Raw genomic sequence first — 18661 nt, 5'->3', positions numbered from 1 at the left:
CGCATGGACGGCCGTGATCAGGTGAATTCGAATGACTGATCTACCGATCGAAGGCTTCGCGACGCCCAACGAGAATTCGGCAATGGTCCTGCTGGTCGATGACCAGGCGATGATCGGCGAAGCGGTGCGACGTGGCCTGGCCCACGAAGAGAACATCGATTTCCACTTCTGTGCCGACCCGCACCAGGCGGTGGCCCAGGCCATGCGCATCAAGCCTACGGTCATCCTCCAGGACCTGATCATGCCCGGCCTGGACGGCCTGACCCTGGTGCGCGAGTACCGCAACAACCCGGCCACTCAGGACATCCCCATCATCGTCCTGTCGACCAAGGAAGACCCGCTGGTCAAGAGTGCGGCTTTCGCCGCCGGGGCCAATGACTACCTGGTCAAACTGCCGGATTCCATCGAGCTGGTGGCGCGCATCCGCTACCACTCGCGTTCCTACCTGACTTTGCTGCAGCGCGACGAGGCCTACCGCGCCCTGCGTGTGAGCCAGCAGCAGCTGCTCGACACCAACCTGATGCTGCAGCGCCTGATGAATTCCGATGGCCTCACCGGCTTGTCCAACCGCCGTCACTTCGACGAATACCTGGAGCTGGAATGGCGCAGGGCCATGCGTGAGCAGCAGCAGCTGTCGTTGCTGATGATCGATGTCGATTACTTCAAGGTGTTCAACGACAGCTTCGGCCACCTGGCCGGCGACGAGGCGTTGCGCCAGGTGGCCGAGGCCATACGCGGTTCCTGCTCGCGGCCGACTGACCTGCCGGCACGCTACGGCGGCGAGGAGTTCGCCCTGGTGCTGCCCAACACCTCGCCCGGCGGCGCACGGCTGGTCGCAGAGAAACTGCGCCAGACCGTGCTCGGCCTGAACATCGCGCACAGCGCGCCGACCGCCGACTCGCACCTGACCGTGAGCATCGGCCTGGCGACCCTGACGCCGGCCATCGGCAGCCACTGCCGGCAGCTGATTTCGGCGGCGCACAAGGGGCTGTACCTGGCCAAGAACAACGGGCGCAACCAGGTCGGGATTGCCTGAGGCCGATGCGGCTGCCCAACGGGCTGCCGCCGCTCTTTGGATGGGTTATACTCGCGGGCTTTTCACCGAATTCGCACGAGAGCCAGCCGCCCATGGAAATCCAACCAATCCTGAACACCATCAAGGACCTCACCGAGCGTTCCCTGTCCATTCGGGGGTATCTTTGACTACGATCACAAGCATGACCGCCTGATCGAAGTCAACCGCGAGCTGGAAGACGCTGCCGTCTGGAACAAGCCCGAGTACGCCCAGGCCCTGGGCCGCGAGCGTGCGATGCTGGCGCAGGTCGTCGAGACCCTGGACAAGATGGCCAACGGCCTTGCCGACTGCAAGGACCTGCTCGACATGGCCGTCGAGGAAGGTGACGAAGGCGCTGTCAGCGATGTCGAGACCGAGCTGCAGGCCCTGGAAGAATCCCTGGCCCAGCTTGAGTTCCGTCGCATGTTCAGCGGCGAGATGGACATGAACAACGCCTACCTGGATATCCAGGCCGGCTCCGGCGGCACCGAGGCGCAGGACTGGGCCAACATCCTGCTGCGCATGTACCTGCGCTGGGCCGACAAGCGTGGCTTCGATGCCACCATCATCGAACTCTCCGAAGGTGAAGTCGCCGGCATCAAGGGCGCCACCGTGCACATCAAGGGCGAGTACGCCTTCGGCTGGCTGCGCACCGAGATCGGCGTGCACCGCCTGGTGCGCAAGAGCCCGTTCGACTCCGGCGCGCGTCGCCACACCTCGTTCTCGGCGGTGTTCGTGTCCCCCGAGATCGACGACAAGGTCGAGATCGAGATCAACCCGTCCGACCTGCGCATCGACACCTACCGCTCCTCCGGTGCCGGTGGTCAGCACGTGAACACCACCGACTCGGCGGTGCGTATCACCCACGTACCGACCAACACCGTGGTGGCTTGCCAGAACGAACGCTCCCAGCACGCCAACAAGGACACCGCCATGAAAATGCTGCGGGCCAAGTTGTACGAGCTGGAAATGCAGAAACGCAACGCCGCCTCCCAGGCGCTGGAAGACAGCAAGTCGGACATCGGCTGGGGCCACCAGATCCGTTCCTACGTGCTGGATGACTCGCGCATCAAGGACCTGCGGACCGGCGTCGAGCGCAGCGACTGCAACAAGGTGCTGGACGGCGATATCGACCAGTACCTGGAAGCGAGCCTCAAGCAGGGCCTGTAAGCCGCACACCACCGCCGCGCTGCCTGGCTACCCGCCGGTAGCGCGTGCCCTGCCCGAAAAGGGCAACGAATACCTGATGGAAAGAATGACGACATGAGCGACCTCAAGACCGAATCGCAAGACCTGCAACAGGAAGAAAACGCCCTGATCGCCCTGCGCAAGGAAAAACTTGCCGCCGAGCGTGCCAAGGGCAATGCCTTCCCCAACGACTTCCGTCGCGACAGCTACTGCAACGACCTGCAGAAACAGTACGCGGACAAGACCAAGGAAGAGCTGGAAGCAGCCGCGATCCCGGTCAAGGTTGCCGGCCGCATCATGCTCAACCGTGGCTCGTTCATGGTCATCCAGGACATGACCGGCCGTATCCAGGTCTACGTCAACCGCAAGACCCTGCCGGAAGAAACCCTGGCAGCGGTCAAGACCTGGGACCTGGGCGACATCATCAGCGCCGAAGGCACCCTGGCCCGTTCCGGCAAGGGCGACCTGTACGTCGAGATGACCAACGTGCGCCTGCTGACCAAGTCGCTGCGCCCGCTGCCGGACAAGCACCACGGCCTGACCGACACCGAGCAGCGCTACCGCCAGCGCTACGTCGACCTGATGGTCAACGAAGAAACCCGCCACACCTTCCGTGTGCGTTCCCAGGTGATCTCGCACATCCGCAAGTTCCTCATCGAGCGCGACTTCCTCGAAGTCGAGACGCCGATGCTGCAGACCATCCCTGGCGGCGCCGCAGCCAAGCCGTTCGAAACCCACCACAACGCCCTGGACATGGCCATGTTCCTGCGTATCGCGCCGGAGCTGTACCTCAAGCGCCTGGTGGTCGGCGGGTTCGAGAAAGTGTTCGAGATCAACCGCAACTTCCGTAACGAAGGCGTTTCGACTCGTCACAACCCTGAATTCACCATGCTCGAGTTCTACCAGGCCTACGCCGACTACCGTGACAACATGGACCTCACCGAGGAACTGTTCCGCGAGCTGGCGCTGCTGGTATTGGGCACCACCGACGTACCTTACGGCGACAAGGTGTTCCACTTCGGCGAGCCGTTCGCCCGCCTGTCGGTATTCGACTCGATCCTCAAGTACAACCCGGAGCTGACCGCTGCCGACCTGCAGGACGTCGACCGTGCCCGCGACATCGCCAAGAAGGCCGGCGCCAAGGTGCTGGGCCACGAAGGCCTGGGCAAGCTGCAGGTGATGATTTTCGAAGAGCTGGTCGAGCACAAGCTGGAGCAGCCGCACTTCATCACCGAGTACCCGTTCGAAGTGTCGCCGCTGGCCCGTCGCAATGACGACAACCCGGCCGTGACCGACCGCTTCGAGCTGTTCATCGGTGGCCGCGAGATCGCCAACGCCTACTCCGAGCTCAACGATGCCGAAGACCAGGCCGAGCGCTTCCTGGCCCAGGTGGCCGAGAAGGACGCTGGTGACGACGAAGCCATGCACTACGATGCCGACTTCGTTCGCGCCTTGGAGTACGGCATGCCGCCGACTGCCGGTGAAGGTATCGGCATCGACCGCCTGGTGATGCTGCTGACCAACTCGCCGTCGATTCGCGACGTGATCCTGTTCCCGCACATGCGCCCACAGGCCTGAGTGAACTGAACAAGCCGCCTTTCGGGGCGGCTTTTTCTTGCCTGAAGCTTTATGTTGTCTGTACCGGTTACACATACCTGTAGGAGCGGGCTTGCCCCGCGAAAGGGCCGGTACAGGCAAACCACTGTCCATGAGGTAACCACTGTGACCCCCGCAATGGCCCAACAAGGCGCCGCTGGCATCGCCACCGCCGTCGCCGAAAGCGTGCAGTACCAGGGTCGCAAGACCGCCCGTCAAGGCAGCGAACAGCGCCGCCAGCTGATCCTCGACGCCGCCATGCGCATCGTCGTGCGCGATGGCGTGCGTGGCGTGCGCCACCGTGCCGTGGCCGCCGAGGCGGGTGTGCCGCTGTCGGCCACCACTTACTACTTCAAGGACATCGAAGACCTGCTCACCGATACCTTCGCCCAGTACGTCGAGCGCAGCGCCGACTACATGGCCAAGCTCTGGGCCAATACCGAGGTGGTCCTGCGCCAGCTGCTGGCCCAGGGTGATGGCAGCGTGCAGTCACGGGCGCGACTGGCCGACGAAATCGCCCGCATGACCGCCGACTATGTCCAGCGCCAGTTGCTCAATCGCCGCGATTTCATGATGGCCGAACAGGCCTTCCGCCAGGAGGCCCTGCTGTGCCCGCGCCTGGCCGAGCTGGTGCGCGCTCATGAGCAGATTCTGCTGCATGGCGCCCGTCAGCTGCTGCAGGTGGTCGGCTCGCAGCAACCGGAACAGGACGCCCACATGTTGACGGCGATTATCGAGCAGATGGAATATCAGGGCCTGCTCAAGGATGCCGATGCGCAAGCCGATGGGCAGATGCTCGCTATGCTTACCCGTTACCTGCACCTGGTGTTGGCATCGGCCTGAGCTGAGACCGAACTTTCAAGGAGAACCTGATGAAAGCCTGGCGTGTGGTGTTGTTGACGTTGTCATTCCTGCTGCTGGGCGGTTGTCTGGTGACCTTTCATGAGCCGCTGCCGAGCAACCAGGCGGCGCCCAAGGCCTTGCTCGGAAAATGGAGCAGCAAGGACGCCTGGGGCGAGCCGTTGAAGCTGACCATCAGCCGCAGCGGTGGCGATGCCTACAAGGCGGTCGCCACGGCCAAGGGCAAGGCGCCCGAGGAATACACCTTCACCGTCTCGCGCCATGGCAACCGCTGGTACCTGTCGGCTGGCGTGCCCAAGCGCCTGGGCGGCAACTTCCTGATCGGCGGTTTCGACATCGTCGATGGCAAGGAACTGGTGGTCTACAACCTCGACGTCGAACAGGTGCAGCAGGCGGTCGAGAAGAAGGAACTGACCGGGCGCAGCACCGAGGTGCCGGAGGAAAACGGCGAGGGTGTGCTGATCGACAGCCCGTCGCCGCGGGTGCTGGCGTATCTGGATGACCCGGCCAACTCCGACCTGTTCGTCGAAGTGGCGCGCTTCCAGCGCAGCGGCAAATAGTCAGGATCTGATCAAGGAGTCCTCCGTGGACGAATACCAGCAAACCATCCGCGCCCTGTCCGACCGCATCGTCGCGGCGCAGACTCCGATCCGGGTCCTGGACGCGGTGAAATGGGACGACAATATTCGCCAGGGCTTCCTCAAGGCCAAGGGCAAGGAGCCGCCCGCCGTCAATCGCGAGTACTACCTGGCCCGCCCCCTGGCGTTCGATTCCAGCGCGGTGAAGGCCGAGTTCCAGGCCATCGAGCGTGACATCATCCGCCAGCTCGGCCAGTTCAACCCGGTCGGGCAGATCATGAAGCGCATGTGCCGTGAGTACCGCATGGTCGTGCGCATGCTCGAAGCCCGCGGTACCGAAGACTTCGGGCTGATCTCCCAGGAGCTGTATGGCGCGGCCTCCGATGCCTTCCACGCCGGTGACCCGACCCTGGCCGACCTGGGGCTGATGCTCTCGGACTACCTGAACAACATCGACGGGCGCGGCGACCTCAAGGACGAGCCGAAGAACCTGACCGCCAAGGAGGCCGTGGACATCCTCCAGCGCCGCCTGAACAAGGTATTCGGCGAGGCCGAGGAAACCATCCGCGTGTTCGAGTCGGACGGTATCGTCGCCGATGCCGCAGCGGGTGCCGACTACATCAAGGTGCGCGCCGATGCCATGTTCAACAACCGTGACGTGCGTGCGCTGGAGGTGCATGAAGGGCTGGTGCATGTGGGGACCACGCTCAACGGCCTGAACCAGCCGATCTGCACCTTCCTGGCCAAGGGCCCGCCCTCGTCGACGGTGACCCAGGAAGGCCTGGCGATCCTCATGGAAGTGATCGCCTTCGCGTCCTACCCCAGCCGCTTGCGCAAGCTGACCAACCGCACCCGCGCCATCCACATGGTCGAGGAGGGCGCCGATTTCCTGCAGGTGTTCGACTTCTTCCGCGAGCAGGGCTTCGAGATGGCGCAGAGCTACAGCAACGCCAGCCGGGTGTTCCGCGGTTCTGTGCCCAATGGCCTGCCATTCACCAAGGACTTGTCCTACCTCAAGGGCTTCATCATGGTTTACAACTACATTCAGTTGGCTGTGAAGAAGGGCAAGCTTGAGCAGATTCCGTTGCTGTTCTGCGGCAAGACCACCTTGGAAGACATGCGCACCCTGCGCCAGCTGGTCGAGGAGGGGCTGGTGGAACCGCCCAAGTACCTGCCGGAGCAGTTCCGCGACCTCAACGCGCTGTCGGCCTGGATGTGCTTCTCCAACTTCCTCAACCACTTGAGCCTGGATCGCATTGAAGCTGACTACGCGAACATTCTCTGATCGCTGCCGCCTGCTGGTTCTGGGCTTGCTTCTGCTGGCTCTGGGTGGCTGCAGCAGCCTGCTGTTCTACCCGGAACCTGGCGAGCCGTTCACGCCGACACGGGCCAAGCTGGAGTACCGCGATATCAGCCTGACCACCGCCGATGGCCTGCGCCTGCACGGTTGGTGGCTGCCTGCAAAGGCAGGGGTGGAGGTGAAGGGGACAGTACTGCATCTGCATGGCAACGGCGGCAATCTGCCGGGTCATCTTGGCGGCAGCTACTGGCTGCCGGAACAGGGCTACCAGGTGCTGATGATCGACTACCGTGGCTATGGCCTGTCCGAGGGCTCGCCGAGCTTGCCCGAGGTCTATCAGGACATCGACGCAGCCATGGTGTGGCTGGCCCAGGCCCCCGAGGTCAAGGGCAAGCCTCTGGTGCTGCTCGGCCAGAGCCTCGGTGGGGCGATGGCAATTCACTACCTGGCGCAGCACCCCGAACAGCGCCAGCGCTTCAGTGCCCTGGTGTTCGACGGCGTGCCGGCCAGTTACCGTGCGGTCGGCCGTTACGCTTTGAGTACCTCGTGGATGACCTGGCCGCTGCAGGTGCCGCTGTCCTGGCTGGTGCCGGACGGCGACAGTGCAATCCATTCGATCGAACAGCTGAGCAGCCCGCCGAAGCTGTTCTTCCACAGCATCGACGACAATCTGGTGCCAATGGATAACGGCATCCGCCTGTACCAGCACGCACCGCCCCCGCGGGTGCTGCAGCTGACCCGTGGCGGGCACGTGCAGACCTTCGCCGACCCGGTGTGGCGCCAGGTGATGCTGCGCTTCCTCGATGACCCCAGCCATTTCAACGGCCTGCGGCGGCTTGCCGAAGTCCCCAACTACCCTGACGAGAAGAACAAGCAATGAGTGAAGAACGCAACGCCATCCCTCTGATCCTGACCGGTGTCGGCAGCATCATCGTGACGGTGGGAGCCCTCTGGTACTACGGCTACCTGCATTTCGCCAAACCCGAGGACGCGCTGCTGCTGCAGGACTTCACCATGCTCAAGACGATTCCTGGCGAAGACTACAAGGTCTCCCTGGACCCGGCGCCGCAAGTCGCGCAGTGCTTGGATGGTGTACTGGTGCTGTTCGATACCGAGCAGAAAGGCCTGACCGGGGTGCTGGTGGACAACCGCAAGCGTGCGGTACGCTGCATGGGGCAGGAGACGCCGCAGCAGGTGCAGTAGGGGATTGACGTGGTAGTTTGTGGCGCCTGCGAAATCGAGCGCCGCCCGCGCGGCGCTCGGTCTCCCTGCAACCACATTTCCACAGGCATGAGACAAAACGCCCAAAGAAAAACCCCGCTTCGAGCGGGGCTTTCTCTTATCAGCTGATCGGCCTTACTGCTGAATCTGGCTCACCGAACGCGGAGCCACCGGCTGGTTGTCGTTGGAGATGGTCACCTCCACCCGGCGATTCTGCGCACGGCCCGAGTTGCTGCCGTTGTCCGCGACCGGGTATTCCTTGCCGTAACCCTGGGAAACGATACGGGCCGGGTCAACCCCAGCGCGCACCAGCGCCATGCGCACGCTGTTGGCGCGACGCTCGGAGAGGGTCTGGTTGTAATTGGCCGAGCCGACGCTGTCGGTGTAGCCTTCGACGATCACCTTGCGCTCCGGGTTCTCCTGAAGGAACTGGGCCAGCTTGGTGATGTTCGGATAGGCGTTGCTCTTGAGGTTGGCCTTGTTGAAGTCGAACAGCACGTCACCGAAGGTCACCAGGGTGCCGCGGTCGGTCTGCTTGGCGTTGAGGCTTTCCTGCAGCTTGGCGATCTGCGCGTCGCGGGCATCGAGCTTGGCCTGGGCGCGCTGGGCCGAGGCATTCTTCAGCTCGTTTTCGGCGGTACGCAGGGCGATGGTTTCCTTGGCCACTTCGACACGCTGGTTGGTCAGGTAGGCGAGCTGGTCGACCTTCTCGGTGTTTTCACGTTCCATGAAGGCTTTGTCGGCCTTGTTCAGCCAGTCCTGGGCATCCTTTGTCTCGAGCGCGGCGACCTTGCTCGACTGTGGATCGCTCTGCAGTGCCGAGAAGTTGGTGCGGGCCGATTCCAGGTTCGGGTTCGGGTCGTGCGAGCAGGCAGCAAGACCGACACTCAGGGCCAGCAGGGCGGGGATCATGACGTAGTTGCGCATAGTGTTCATCCTTTGATCAGTTGCGAAGGCTTGGGTTGGCTTGGCGGGGCTCATTGAGCGCTGCGCAGGCCTTCCTGACGTACGTCCTGAACGCCCTGGCGGGCATCCTGCACGGCCTTCTGGGCCTTGGCTGCCTGAGCCTTGCGTTCGGCGACGCGTGCGTCCCACTCGGCCTGTTCGGCCAGCAGTCTGGCTTCGTCGTACTTCTTGTCGTGCATGGCGATTTCCGCCTGCTTGAACTTGTCTTGCGCCGATTTCATCTCCACCGCGGCGAACTCAGTGCCGCCAGCGCTGACGGCCGAGTTTACGGCGGACTGGCTCACGGCATATTGCTCGGTGGGTGGGTTGCCCGCACAGCCCGCCAGGACCAAGCTACTGCCCAGGGCCAGCGCGGCCAGTTTGAACCCGCGCATGGAAGTGAATGAGGCGTTCGAGGTGCGGGTCTTGATGGTGGTCAGTTCCATTGGATCACTCCTGATAACGACGATGTCCGTAGCAGTCCATCGCTCAATCCCTGGCATCGCCTGCGCTTGCGCTCAACGATGCACCACGGCAGGTGTGCAGGGTTTTAGCGTGATGGCTATTGGCTGGGACTTGAGCGTTTTTTGAATAGTTCCGAAAAAAGTTGCCTGGGTTGGGCAACTATTTCTGACTGATCGGTCAGCGGTTTTGCCGGGAACTTATGCGGGCGGGAGGAGTATCCGGGCCAGTTGCAGGCCCGGAATTCAGGAAGCAGGGCTCAGTTACCGCTGTCGTCGCTGGTGTTGCTCAGGTCGTGCAGGTGACGCCGTGAAAGCGCCAGAAAGCGCGGGGTCGGCCCGATGTCTTCGAACAGCGGGTCACCTTCCTCATCAGTGGCGATGACCTTCTTACCCTGTACATAGGGGAAGCTGGCTTCCAGCTCCTCCAGCGCGGCGGCGACCAGTTCGCCGAGCAGTTCCTCGGCGGTGCGCTTGGGGTACATGTCGATCAGGGCAGCCAGGCGTGCCTCGGACTCGAGGTCCAGGTGCAAGGCGTGGCCGGTGGGGCTCAGGGTGCCGGCGGCATTCTGTTCCCAGTGCTGGGCGAGTTCGCGGATTTTCATGATGACCTCTGTGAACACCTGTTAAGGCTGCATTGCATCGGACTGCGCTGGCTTAACTTTAGTTTGCTTTGCGCGATCGCGGCTTGCCATCGCGCCCCGGCAGTGGGCACTCTTGGGCCAGTGCTGTTTCCTGAGCAGAGCGCGGTGAGCCGCGCCGAAGAGAGGGCCAATGACCGATATCGATGTGCGCCTGCGTGAAGATGTCCATGTGTTGGGGGAGTTGCTCGGCGAGACCATTCGCCAGCAGCACGGTGATGCGTTCCTGCAGAAGATCGAGGACATCCGCCACAGCGCCAAGGCCGACCGCCGCGGTGCTGGCGAGCAGTTGAGCTCGACCTTGGCCGACCTTGCCGAAGAAGACCTGCTGCCGGTGGCGCGAGCCTTCAACCAGTTCCTCAACCTGGCCAACATGGCCGAGCAGTATCAGTTGATCCGCCGTCGCGATGCTGGCCAGCCAGCGCCGTTCGAGGCGCGGGTCTTGCCCGAACTGCTGGCTCGCCTGAAGCAGGCAGGGCACAAGGATGACGCCCTGGCCCGGCAACTGGCCAAGCTCGATATCCAGCTGGTTCTGACCGCGCACCCGACCGAAGTAGCGCGGCGCACGTTGATCCAGAAATACGATGCCATCGCCGGCCAGCTGGCCGTGCAGGACCACCGCGACCTGACCCCCGCCGAGCGCGAGCAAGTGCGTGAACGCCTGCGCCGACTGATTGCCGAGGCCTGGCACACCGAAGAAATCCGCCGCACCCGGCCAACCCCGGTGGACGAGGCCAAATGGGGCTTCGCGGTAATCGAACATTCGCTGTGGCATGCCATTCCCAACCACTTGCGCAAGGTCGACAAGGCGCTGTTCGACGCCACCGGCCTGCGCCTGCCGCTGGAAGCTGCCCCCATACGCTTCGCCTCGTGGATGGGCGGTGACCGCGACGGCAACCCCAATGTCACCGCCGCCGTGACCCGTGAAGTGCTGTTGCTGGCCCGCTGGATGGCCGCCGACCTGTTCCTGCGCGATGTCGATGCGCTGGCGGCCGAGTTGTCCATGCAGCAGGCCAGCACTGCCTTGCGCGAGCGGGTAGGCGATAGCGCCGAGCCCTACCGGGCGCTGCTCAAGCAGCTGCGCGACCGCCTGCGGGCGACCCGCGCCTGGGCCCAGCTGGCATTGACCAGCAGCCAGCCGGCCGGTGCCGAGGTGCTGGTGGACAACCGCGACCTGATCGCCCCGCTGGAGCTGTGCTATCAGTCGTTGCATGAATGCGGCATGGGCGTGATCGCCGATGGCCCGCTGCTCGACAGCTTGCGTCGGGCGGTCACCTTCGGCCTGTTCCTCGGCCGCCTGGATGTGCGCCAGGACGCCGCGCGGCACCGTGATGCACTGGCGGAGATCACCGATTACCTGGGCCTGGGCAGTTATGCCGACTGGGACGAAGAACAGCGCATCGCCTTCCTCCAGGCCGAACTGAAGAACCGTCGGCCGTTGCTGCCGGCGCACTTCAAACCCCAGGCAGAGACCGCGGAAGTGCTGGCAACCTGCCGCGAGATCGCCGCGGCGCCGGGCGCCTCGCTGGGCTCCTACGTGATCTCGATGGCGGGTGCAGCCTCCGATGTGCTGGCCGTGCAACTGCTGCTCAAGGAAACCGGCCTGACCCGGCCGATGCGCGTGGTGCCACTGTTCGAAACCCTGGCCGACCTGGACAACGCCGGGCCGGTGATGGAGCGCCTGCTTGGCCTGCCGGGCTATCGCGCCAGCCTGCGCGGGCCGCAGGAAGTGATGATCGGCTATTCCGATTCGGCCAAGGACGCGGGCACCACGGCGGCCGCCTGGGCCCAGTACCGCGCCCAGGAAAACCTGGTACGCATCTGCCGCGAGCATCAGGTCGAGCTGCTGCTGTTCCATGGCCGTGGGGGGACGGTCGGCCGTGGCGGTGGCCCGGCCCATGCGGCGATCCTGTCGCAGCCACCGGGCTCGGTGGCAGGGCGGTTCCGCACAACCGAACAGGGCGAGATGATCCGCTTCAAGTTCGGCTTGCCGGGCATCGCCGAGCAGAACCTCAACCTTTACCTGGCTGCCGTGCTCGAGGCCACCCTGCTGCCGCCGCCACCACCAGAACCCGCCTGGCGCGCACTGATGGACCAGTTGGCGGCCGATGGCCTCAAGGCCTATCGCGGCGTAGTGCGGGAAAACCCCGACTTCGTCGAATACTTCCGCCAGTCCACCCCCGAGCAGGAACTGGGCCGCCTGCCGCTGGGCAGCCGCCCGGCCAAGCGGCGTGCCGGTGGCATCGAAAGCCTGCGAGCAATCCCGTGGATCTTCGGTTGGACCCAGACACGCCTGATGCTGCCAGCCTGGCTGGGTTGGGAAACGGCCCTGGGTAACGCCCTGGCGCGGGGCCAGGGCGAGCTGCTGGGGCAGATGCGCGAGCAATGGCCGTTTTTCCGCACCCGCATCGATATGCTGGAAATGGTCCTGGCCAAGGCCGATGCGCAAATCGCCGAGGCCTACGACCAACGTCTGGTGCAACCGGGCTTGCTTCCTTTAGGTGTGCACCTGCGCGACCTATTGTCGCAGTCGTGCCAGGTGGTTCTGGCCCTGACCGGGCAGCCGGTACTACTGGCGCACAGCTCCGAGACGCTGGAATTCATCAGCCTGCGTAACACCTATCTGGACCCGCTGCACCGCCTGCAGGCCGAGTTGCTGGCCCGCTCGCGCAGCCGCGAAGCCGCTCTGGACAGCCCGTTGGAGCAGGCCTTGCTGGTGACCGTGGCAGGGATTGCCGCAGGCCTGCGCAACACCGGTTGAAGCCTGCGGGTGCGGCCCTTGCCCGCCAGCCGGGCACGGGCCGGAACCGGGCGAGGAGGGTGGTTGCGCCGGGCGCAACCCCGTGCGGTTCTGCTGACAAATGACGCAATGCTGCAACTTTGGGACGCTTGTCTGGCTGCCGGGCGCTGTGTATCTTGAGCAGCCTTCTGACCGATTTATGGTCATACCCGATTTTCCGGACTTGGCCTCGATTGCCGAATCCATTGAATTTCATAAAAAAATTTGAGGAGCACGAGATGCGCGTAATTCTGCTGGGAGCTCCCGGGGCCGGTAAAGGTACTCAGGCAAAGTTCATCACCGAGAAGTTCGGTATTCCACAGATCTCCACCGGTGACATGCTGCGTGCCGCCGTCAAGGCCGGTACCCCACTGGGCCTGGAGCTGAAGAAAGTCATGGATGCCGGCCAGCTGGTCTCCGACGAGCTGATCATCAGCCTGGTCAAGGAGCGCATCGCCCAGCCGGATTGCGCCAATGGCTGCCTGTTCGACGGCTTCCCGCGCACCATTCCGCAAGCTGAAGCCATGGTTGCCGCCGGTGTCGACATCGACGCCGTGGTCGAAATCGCCGTCGACGACGAAGAAATTGTCGGCCGTATGGCGGGCCGCCGCGTGCACCTGGCCTCGGGCCGCACCTACCACATTCAGTACAACCCGCCGAAAGTGGAAGGCAAGGACGACGTCACCGGCGAAGACCTGATCCAGCGCGATGACGACAAGGAAGAAACCGTGCGTCACCGCCTGTCGGTCTACCACAGCCAGACCAAGCCACTGGTGGACTTCTACCAGAAGCTGTCGGCCGCCAACGCCGGCAAGCCGAAGTACAGCCACATCGAAGGTGTCGGCTCGGTCGAGTCGATCACCGCCAAGGTGCTGGCAGCGCTGAGCTGATCCAACGCCATGCGTCACAACGGCCCGCTTGCGGGCCGTTGTCGTTTATACTGCCGCTCTTTTCCCCTAGCACCTGGATACCCGTTCGATGACCACCTTGCTGGCCCTGGATACCGCCACCGAAGCCTGTTCCGTTGCGCTGCTGCATGACGGCAAGGTAACCAGCCATTACGAGGTGATCCCGCGCATGCATGCGCAGAAGCTGCTGCCGATGATCAAGCAGCTGCTGGCGGAATCCGGCGTGGCGTTGAATGCACTGGATGCCATCGCCTTCGGCCGCGGCCCGGGCGCGTTCACAGGGGTGCGCATCGCCATCGGTGTGGTGCAGGGCCTGGCTTTTGCGCTGGAGCGCCCGGTACTGCCGGTGTCCAATCTGGCCGCGCTGGCCCAGGGCGCATTGCGCGAGCACGGCGTGCAACAGGTGGCCGCAGCCATCGATGCGCGCATGGATGAGGTGTACTGGGGTTGCTACAAGGCCGAAGCCGGCGAAATGCGCCTGCAGGGCCTGGAAGCCGTGCTGCCGCCTGAGCGCGTTGCAGTCCCGGAAGGCAGCAGCGGTGACTGGTACGGTGCCGGTACCGGCTGGGGCTATGCCGAGCGCCTGGCGGTACAGGCCAGTGCCAGCAACCCTGCGGCACTGCCCAACGCGCTGGACATTCTCAGCCTGGCCAGCTTCGCCTGGGCCCGTGGCGAGGCAATCGTCGCCGAACAGGCGCAACCGGTTTACTTGCGCGATAATGTAGCTACACCCAAGGCGCGCTGAGTGCTGTTCGTCGGTTATCGCGGTTGACGATAAAACCTTCGGCGCAAACTGTGGTCCAGTTATCACTCGAGCATTAGCGACGGAACTCTGATGCTGCTAAATTGCCATCATTGGTCCTGAGTGCTCACGCCATGCGTATCGACGGTTTCTCATCGCAGTCCTACCCGATCAAGCGCACCCCGCGCAAAGGTGTGGTGCGCGACGAGAACGTGGACGATGCCGAGCTGATTGAAGAGAGCGAAGTCACCCAGGAGGCTTCTGCGCGTCGTCGCCCGGCGGGCCTGCCGGCTCGCCAGCAGGACATGGTGTTCCCCCGCGCCCGTGACCGGCGCACGGCCACTGCGCTGGCCAGCTACCTGAGCACGGCCGGTTTTACCGACTGGGACATGGAAGTACTGGGGCTCGACCTGTACATTTGATGGATGAATCCATCTTCCCTGCCTTATTTCTTGGGTTGCCCGTCCTGGAGCGAGAACGCCTGGCGCGACTACCTGTATCCCGCCGATGCCAGTACCAATGAAATGCTTGGCTACTACAGCCAGGTATTCAACGCCGTCGAGGGCAACACCACGTTCTATGCACGCCCCGCGCCCGGCACCATCGCCCGCTGGGCGCAGGTCATGCCCGCGCACTTTCGTTTCACTGCCAAGTTTCCCAGTGATATCAGCCATGAGGGTGATCTGCGTGATCAGCTTGAAGCGGCCTCCGACTTCACCCGCCTGATGGCCCCGCTGGGCCAGCGCGTATCGCCGTACTGGCTGCAGTTGCCTGGCAAGTTCAGCCCCGCACGACTGGGCGAGCTGTGCCACTTCCTCGACGAAATCGGCGTGCCAGTGGCCGTAGAGGTGCGCAACCAGGCGTTCTTCGCCAAGGGCGAGGAAGAACGGCTGCTCAATCGCCTGCTGCACGAGCGCGGCGTGGAGCGCATCTGCCTCGACCCCCGCGCCCTGTTCAGTTGCAATTCACGTGACCCCGCCGTGCTGCACGCACAGTCGAAAAAGCCCAAGGTGCCCCCGCGCCCCGCTGCCTTCAGCCAGCACCCGCAGGTGCGCTTCATCGGCCATCCGGAACTGGCGGCCAACGAAACCTTCCTTACCCCCTGGGTCGACAAGGTTGCCGCCTGGATCGAGGAGGGGCGCAGCCCTTACGTGTTCCTGCACACGTCCGACAACCGCCTGGCTGCCGCGCTGGCCCAGCGTTTCCACCAACGGCTGATGGCGCGTCTGCCTGGCCTGGCGGCATTACCGGAATTGCCGCGCGCCCCCGAGGTCGAACAACTGGGGCTACTCTGACCATTCCCAGACCCCGGAGGTTGTGACCATGGATGTACAGACCCTGCGAGCCGAAGCCTTCAAGGCACTGCATGAGCGTGATGGCGCCTTCGTCATTCCCAACCCCTGGGATGCCGGCTCCGCCAAGTTGCTGGCCAGCCTCGGCTTCGAAGCATTGGCCACCACCAGCGCAGGCCTGGCCTTCAGCCTCGGGCGGCCAGATGCCGAAGGCGCCTTGAGCCTGGATGAGACCCTGGATAACGCCGGGGTGATCGTCGATGCCACCGCTTTGCCGGTGGCCGCCGACCTGGAAAACGGCTTTGGTGACCTGCCCGAGGACTGCGGGCAGACCATCTTGCGTGCCGCCGAAGCGGGGCTGGTTGGCGGATCGATCGAGGATGCCAGCGGCCGCGCCGACGCGCCGATCTATGACTTCGAACTGGCTGTGGCGCGAGTGCGGGCTGCAGTGCAGGCCGCCCGCAGCCTGCCATTCCCGTTCACCCTGTGTGCCCGTGCGGAAAACCTGCTGCACGGGCGCATGGACCTGGACGACACCATCCTGCGCCTGCAGGCCTTTGCCGAGGCCGGTGCCGACGTGCTCTATGCGCCGGGGCTGCGCAGTGTCGATGAGGTGCGTGCGGTGGTGCAGGCGGTGGCGCCGAAACCGGTCAACGTGCTGATGGGCCTGGCGGGTGTGCCGTTGAGTGTCAACCAGTTGCAGGACCTGGGGGTGCGCCGCATCAGTGTCGGCTCGTCACTGGCTCGGGCAGCGCTGGGCGCGTTCCAGCGTGCGGCCCTTGAGATTCGTGATCAGGGCACCTTCAGCTACGGCGAGCAGGCCTTGCCGTTCGCCCAGCTCAACGACCTGTTCCGCCGCTGAGGCGCCATGCGCACGCTGATGCTGCTGTGTGGCCTGCTGATCATGGCAGGCTTTGCGTGGCAGCTCGGTTGGCGTCTGCCGGATGCGTGGAACCCGTGGGCGGTGCTGGATGTGCGTCAGCCGCCAAACTGGCTGACGAGCTACAAACTGTCGCGGCTGCGCAATGACCCTGGTTTGTGCCGCCAGACGCTGGAGACTTCCGGCCTGCGTTACCGGGCGCAAGCCGACAGCCCGGCATCAGCCAGATGCCCGTTGCAAAACGTGTGGCGCATCGAGCAAGGGAAGGTACGTTTGAGCAGCAGTTTCCTGGCCAGTTGCCCCTTGGCAGTTGCCTATGCGTTATTCGAGCAGCATGGGCTGCAGCCTGCGGCGCAGCGGGTGTTTGGCCAGTCTGTGGTGCAGGTGGACCACTTGGGCAGCTTTGCCTGCCGCAATGTCTACAACCGCAAGGAGGGGCGTCTGAGCCAGCACGCCACCGCCAACGCGCTGGATATCAGCGGCTTTCGCCTGCAAGGCGGTCAGCGCATCGTGCTGGCGCGTGACTGGCAGGCGGGTGGGCAGAAGGGCGAGTTTCTAAGGCAGGTGCGGCAAGCAGCCTGTGACAGCTTCAGCACCGTGCTGGGGCCAGACTACAACGCTGCTCACCATAATCACTTTCACCTGGACATGGGGCGCTGGCAGGTCTGCCGCTGATCTCAGGCGTGCACGCGAATGTTGTTCAGCACCACCGGGCGTGCCCAGTGCATGTCGAATTCAAGGTCGTTCTGCTGCTTGGCCATGGTCGCCTCGTCGTATGGCTCCGGCGCGGGGTCGAGCAGGTCCATCTCGAATTCGGCAATCGGCAGGTGCAGCGGACGCGGGGACGGGCCTGGGCCTGGCTCGGCGAGTGGATGGCCCTGGCTCATCACGACCGGGCGTAGCCAGTTGTTGCTGATGTCGAGCTGGCGCTGCTGCTGGATCATTTCGGCGACGCTGAACGGCTCTGGCGCCGGTTCCAGCAGGTTGGCCTCAAGTTCCGCCTTGGGCAGGAACAGGGGCTCGGGCGGTGCGACGATGGTGTCCTGCACCGGGCAGGCGCGCTGGGTTTCGATCATGGCCAGGGCCTTGGCCCCGCCAATCGGCTCGCCGCTGTCCTGATCGTACTGCACCATCGCCTGGCTGACGCTGTCCGGCTCTTCTGCTTGCTGCTCGGCCATCGCGCGGGCAAAGAAATCCTGCCACAGGTGGCTGACGCCCCCGAGTGCCTGGGTATTCTGCCGACCGTAGTTGCCGACAGGCGACAAGTAGGTCAAACCGATGGGAAGAGTATCTGTCATGGCAGTCGTGCGCGCTGTGCTCTGGCAGAATAGCGGGATATTGCCTGTATCGGCCGTGGCGGCCGATACATGAGGGGCAGGGTTCAATTTCTAGGTGTGAATGATGGAAGAGCAGGGCACAGGTATCCGGGTCGAGGCGCTGTCGGCTGAATTCGAGGCGCAGGCCGCCGCATGGGCCGAGCGCCTGGCGCTGCCGCTGCAGGACGATGCTGCCGGGTTTGCCGTGCAGGTGGGCGTTGATGGCTTGCAGATCCAGCAGCTGGGCCCGCAGGCACCGGGGCCGGTGCGCGTGGACTTCGTCGAAGGCCAGGCCGCACACCGGCGCCAGTTTGGCGGTGGCAACGGGCAGATGATTGCCAAGGCGGTGGGCATCGCCCAAGGCGTGCGGCCGCAGGTGCTGGATGCCACGGCAGGTCTTGGCAAGGATGCGTTCGTGCTGGCCAGTCTGGGCTGCCAGATGACATTGATCGAACGCCAGCCGCTGATTGCCGCGTTGCTGGAAGATGGCCTGACGCGCGCCCGGCTGGATGAAGAGGTGGGGCCCATTGTCGGGCGCATGCGCCTGCTGACCGGAAATGCCATCGAGCGTATGCGCAGTTGGGAAGGCGAGCCGCCGCAGGTGATCTACCTCGACCCGATGTTCCCGCACCGTGACAAGAGCGCCTTGGTGAAGAAGGAAATGCGCGTGTTCCGGCCGCTGGTTGGCGATGATCTGGATGCGCCGGCATTACTCGAAGCCGCCTTGGAGCTGGCCAGTCACCGGGTCGTGGTGAAGCGCCCGCGCAAGGCACCGATCATTGATGGGCCGAAGCCTGGTCATAGCCTGGAAGGTAAGTCGAGCCGGTATGACATCTATCCGAAGAAAGCCCTGAAGGCTTGATCGCCTGCGCCGGCCTCTTCGCGGGCAAGCCCACAGG

General features: G+C 64.0%; 20 protein-coding genes. 16 read left to right on the top strand and 4 right to left on the bottom strand.

Annotation, left to right across the window (positions count from 1 at the left end; translation table 11 throughout):
* The first annotated feature begins 31 nt into the window (after positions 1-31).
* The 8 genes from wspR to C2H86_RS05985 all read left to right on the top strand — a co-directional run bounded on the left by wspR (position 32) and on the right by C2H86_RS05985 (position 7780).
* A complete protein-coding gene (gene wspR, locus C2H86_RS06020) occupies positions 32-1036 on the top strand; it encodes a Wsp signal transduction system regulator diguanylate cyclase WspR (RefSeq protein WP_159411818.1) in 1005 nt (334 codons plus the stop codon).
* Between the two features lie 92 nt (positions 1037-1128).
* Positions 1129-2224, top strand: a protein-coding gene (gene prfB / locus C2H86_RS06015) for a peptide chain release factor 2 (protein ID WP_103445435.1) whose coding sequence is annotated in 2 segments (ribosomal slippage) — positions 1129-1200 and positions 1202-2224 — 1095 coding nt in all. Because the reading frame shifts where the segments join, the coding sequence is not laid out codon by codon here.
* Between the two features lie 93 nt (positions 2225-2317).
* Complete coding sequence (gene lysS, locus C2H86_RS06010; RefSeq protein ID WP_103445434.1) at positions 2318-3820, top strand: lysine--tRNA ligase; 1503 nt, start codon at positions 2318-2320, stop codon at positions 3818-3820.
* Positions 3821-3976: 156 nt separating this feature from the next.
* Positions 3977-4681 carry a TetR/AcrR family transcriptional regulator gene (locus C2H86_RS06005; protein WP_159413063.1) on the top strand — a complete coding sequence of 235 codons (705 nt, stop codon included), beginning with the start codon at positions 3977-3979 and terminating at the stop codon, positions 4679-4681.
* Between the two features lie 29 nt (positions 4682-4710).
* Entirely contained in the window at positions 4711-5259 is a 549-nt protein-coding gene (locus C2H86_RS06000) for a hypothetical protein (protein WP_159411817.1), read from the top strand.
* Between the two features lie 25 nt (positions 5260-5284).
* Positions 5285-6562 carry a flavohemoglobin expression-modulating QEGLA motif protein gene (locus C2H86_RS05995; protein WP_159411816.1) on the top strand — a complete coding sequence of 426 codons (1278 nt, stop codon included), beginning with the start codon at positions 5285-5287 and terminating at the stop codon, positions 6560-6562.
* Positions 6534-7457, top strand: coding sequence for an alpha/beta hydrolase (locus C2H86_RS05990; protein ID WP_159411815.1), 924 nt, complete (start codon positions 6534-6536; stop codon positions 7455-7457). The genes C2H86_RS05995 and C2H86_RS05990 overlap by 29 nt, the downstream gene beginning before the upstream one ends.
* Positions 7454-7780: a hypothetical protein gene (locus tag C2H86_RS05985; RefSeq protein ID WP_159411814.1), complete on the top strand. Its 327-nt coding sequence runs from the start codon at positions 7454-7456 to the stop codon at positions 7778-7780. The genes C2H86_RS05990 and C2H86_RS05985 overlap by 4 nt, the downstream gene beginning before the upstream one ends.
* 153 nt (positions 7781-7933) lie before the next feature.
* Here the strand turns inward: C2H86_RS05985 and C2H86_RS05980 are convergent, their stop codons facing one another.
* The 3 genes from C2H86_RS05980 to C2H86_RS05970 all read right to left on the bottom strand — a co-directional run bounded on the left by C2H86_RS05980 (position 7934) and on the right by C2H86_RS05970 (position 9809).
* On the bottom strand, positions 7934-8725 hold the full coding sequence (locus tag C2H86_RS05980) for an OmpA family protein (RefSeq protein WP_159411813.1): 792 nt from the start codon (positions 8723-8725) through the stop codon (positions 7934-7936).
* Positions 8726-8775: 50 nt separating this feature from the next.
* Entirely contained in the window at positions 8776-9189 is a 414-nt protein-coding gene (locus C2H86_RS05975) for a DUF4398 domain-containing protein (protein WP_159411812.1), read from the bottom strand.
* Between the two features lie 275 nt (positions 9190-9464).
* Complete coding sequence (locus C2H86_RS05970; RefSeq protein WP_159411811.1) at positions 9465-9809, bottom strand: pilin assembly protein; 345 nt, start codon at positions 9807-9809, stop codon at positions 9465-9467.
* A gap of 169 nt (positions 9810-9978) precedes the next feature.
* On the opposite strand from C2H86_RS05970, the gene ppc reads away from it, so the two are divergent.
* From ppc to C2H86_RS05935, 7 genes are all read left to right on the top strand, one after another.
* The gene (ppc, locus tag C2H86_RS05965; RefSeq protein ID WP_159411810.1) at positions 9979-12606 is read left to right on the top strand and encodes a phosphoenolpyruvate carboxylase; all 2628 of its coding nucleotides are present in this window, start codon (positions 9979-9981) and stop codon (positions 12604-12606) included.
* Between the two features lie 257 nt (positions 12607-12863).
* Positions 12864-13514: an adenylate kinase gene (gene adk / locus C2H86_RS05960; RefSeq protein ID WP_028691565.1), complete on the top strand. Its 651-nt coding sequence runs from the start codon at positions 12864-12866 to the stop codon at positions 13512-13514.
* Positions 13515-13602: 88 nt separating this feature from the next.
* The gene (gene tsaB, locus C2H86_RS05955) at positions 13603-14277 is read left to right on the top strand and encodes a tRNA (adenosine(37)-N6)-threonylcarbamoyltransferase complex dimerization subunit type 1 TsaB (RefSeq protein ID WP_159411809.1); all 675 of its coding nucleotides are present in this window, start codon (positions 13603-13605) and stop codon (positions 14275-14277) included.
* Between the two features lie 131 nt (positions 14278-14408).
* The gene (locus C2H86_RS05950) at positions 14409-14696 is read left to right on the top strand and encodes a hypothetical protein (RefSeq protein WP_159411808.1); all 288 of its coding nucleotides are present in this window, start codon (positions 14409-14411) and stop codon (positions 14694-14696) included.
* A gap of 3 nt (positions 14697-14699) precedes the next feature.
* Complete coding sequence (locus tag C2H86_RS05945; RefSeq protein ID WP_159411807.1) at positions 14700-15569, top strand: DUF72 domain-containing protein; 870 nt, start codon at positions 14700-14702, stop codon at positions 15567-15569.
* A 28-nt stretch (positions 15570-15597) separates the two neighbouring features.
* Positions 15598-16428, top strand: coding sequence for an isocitrate lyase/PEP mutase family protein (locus C2H86_RS05940; RefSeq protein ID WP_159411806.1), 831 nt, complete (start codon positions 15598-15600; stop codon positions 16426-16428).
* Between the two features lie 6 nt (positions 16429-16434).
* Positions 16435-17121, top strand: coding sequence for an extensin family protein (locus C2H86_RS05935; protein ID WP_159411805.1), 687 nt, complete (start codon positions 16435-16437; stop codon positions 17119-17121).
* 2 nt (positions 17122-17123) lie between these two features.
* Here C2H86_RS05935 and C2H86_RS05930 read toward each other — a convergent pair whose 3' ends face one another.
* Positions 17124-17744: an energy transducer TonB gene (locus C2H86_RS05930; RefSeq protein ID WP_159411804.1), complete on the bottom strand. Its 621-nt coding sequence runs from the start codon at positions 17742-17744 to the stop codon at positions 17124-17126.
* Positions 17745-17847: 103 nt separating this feature from the next.
* Here C2H86_RS05930 and C2H86_RS05925 point away from each other — a divergent pair, with 103 nt between their 5' ends.
* On the top strand, positions 17848-18624 hold the full coding sequence (locus C2H86_RS05925) for a class I SAM-dependent methyltransferase (protein WP_159413062.1): 777 nt from the start codon (positions 17848-17850) through the stop codon (positions 18622-18624).
* Positions 18625-18661: the final 37 nt, after the last annotated feature.

Origin of the sequence: Pseudomonas putida, assembly GCF_009883635.2 — a bacterium.
Classification (GTDB): Bacteria; Pseudomonadota; Gammaproteobacteria; order Pseudomonadales; family Pseudomonadaceae; genus Aquipseudomonas; species Aquipseudomonas putida_W.
This window is presented reverse-complemented; position numbering and strand designations above follow the sequence as displayed.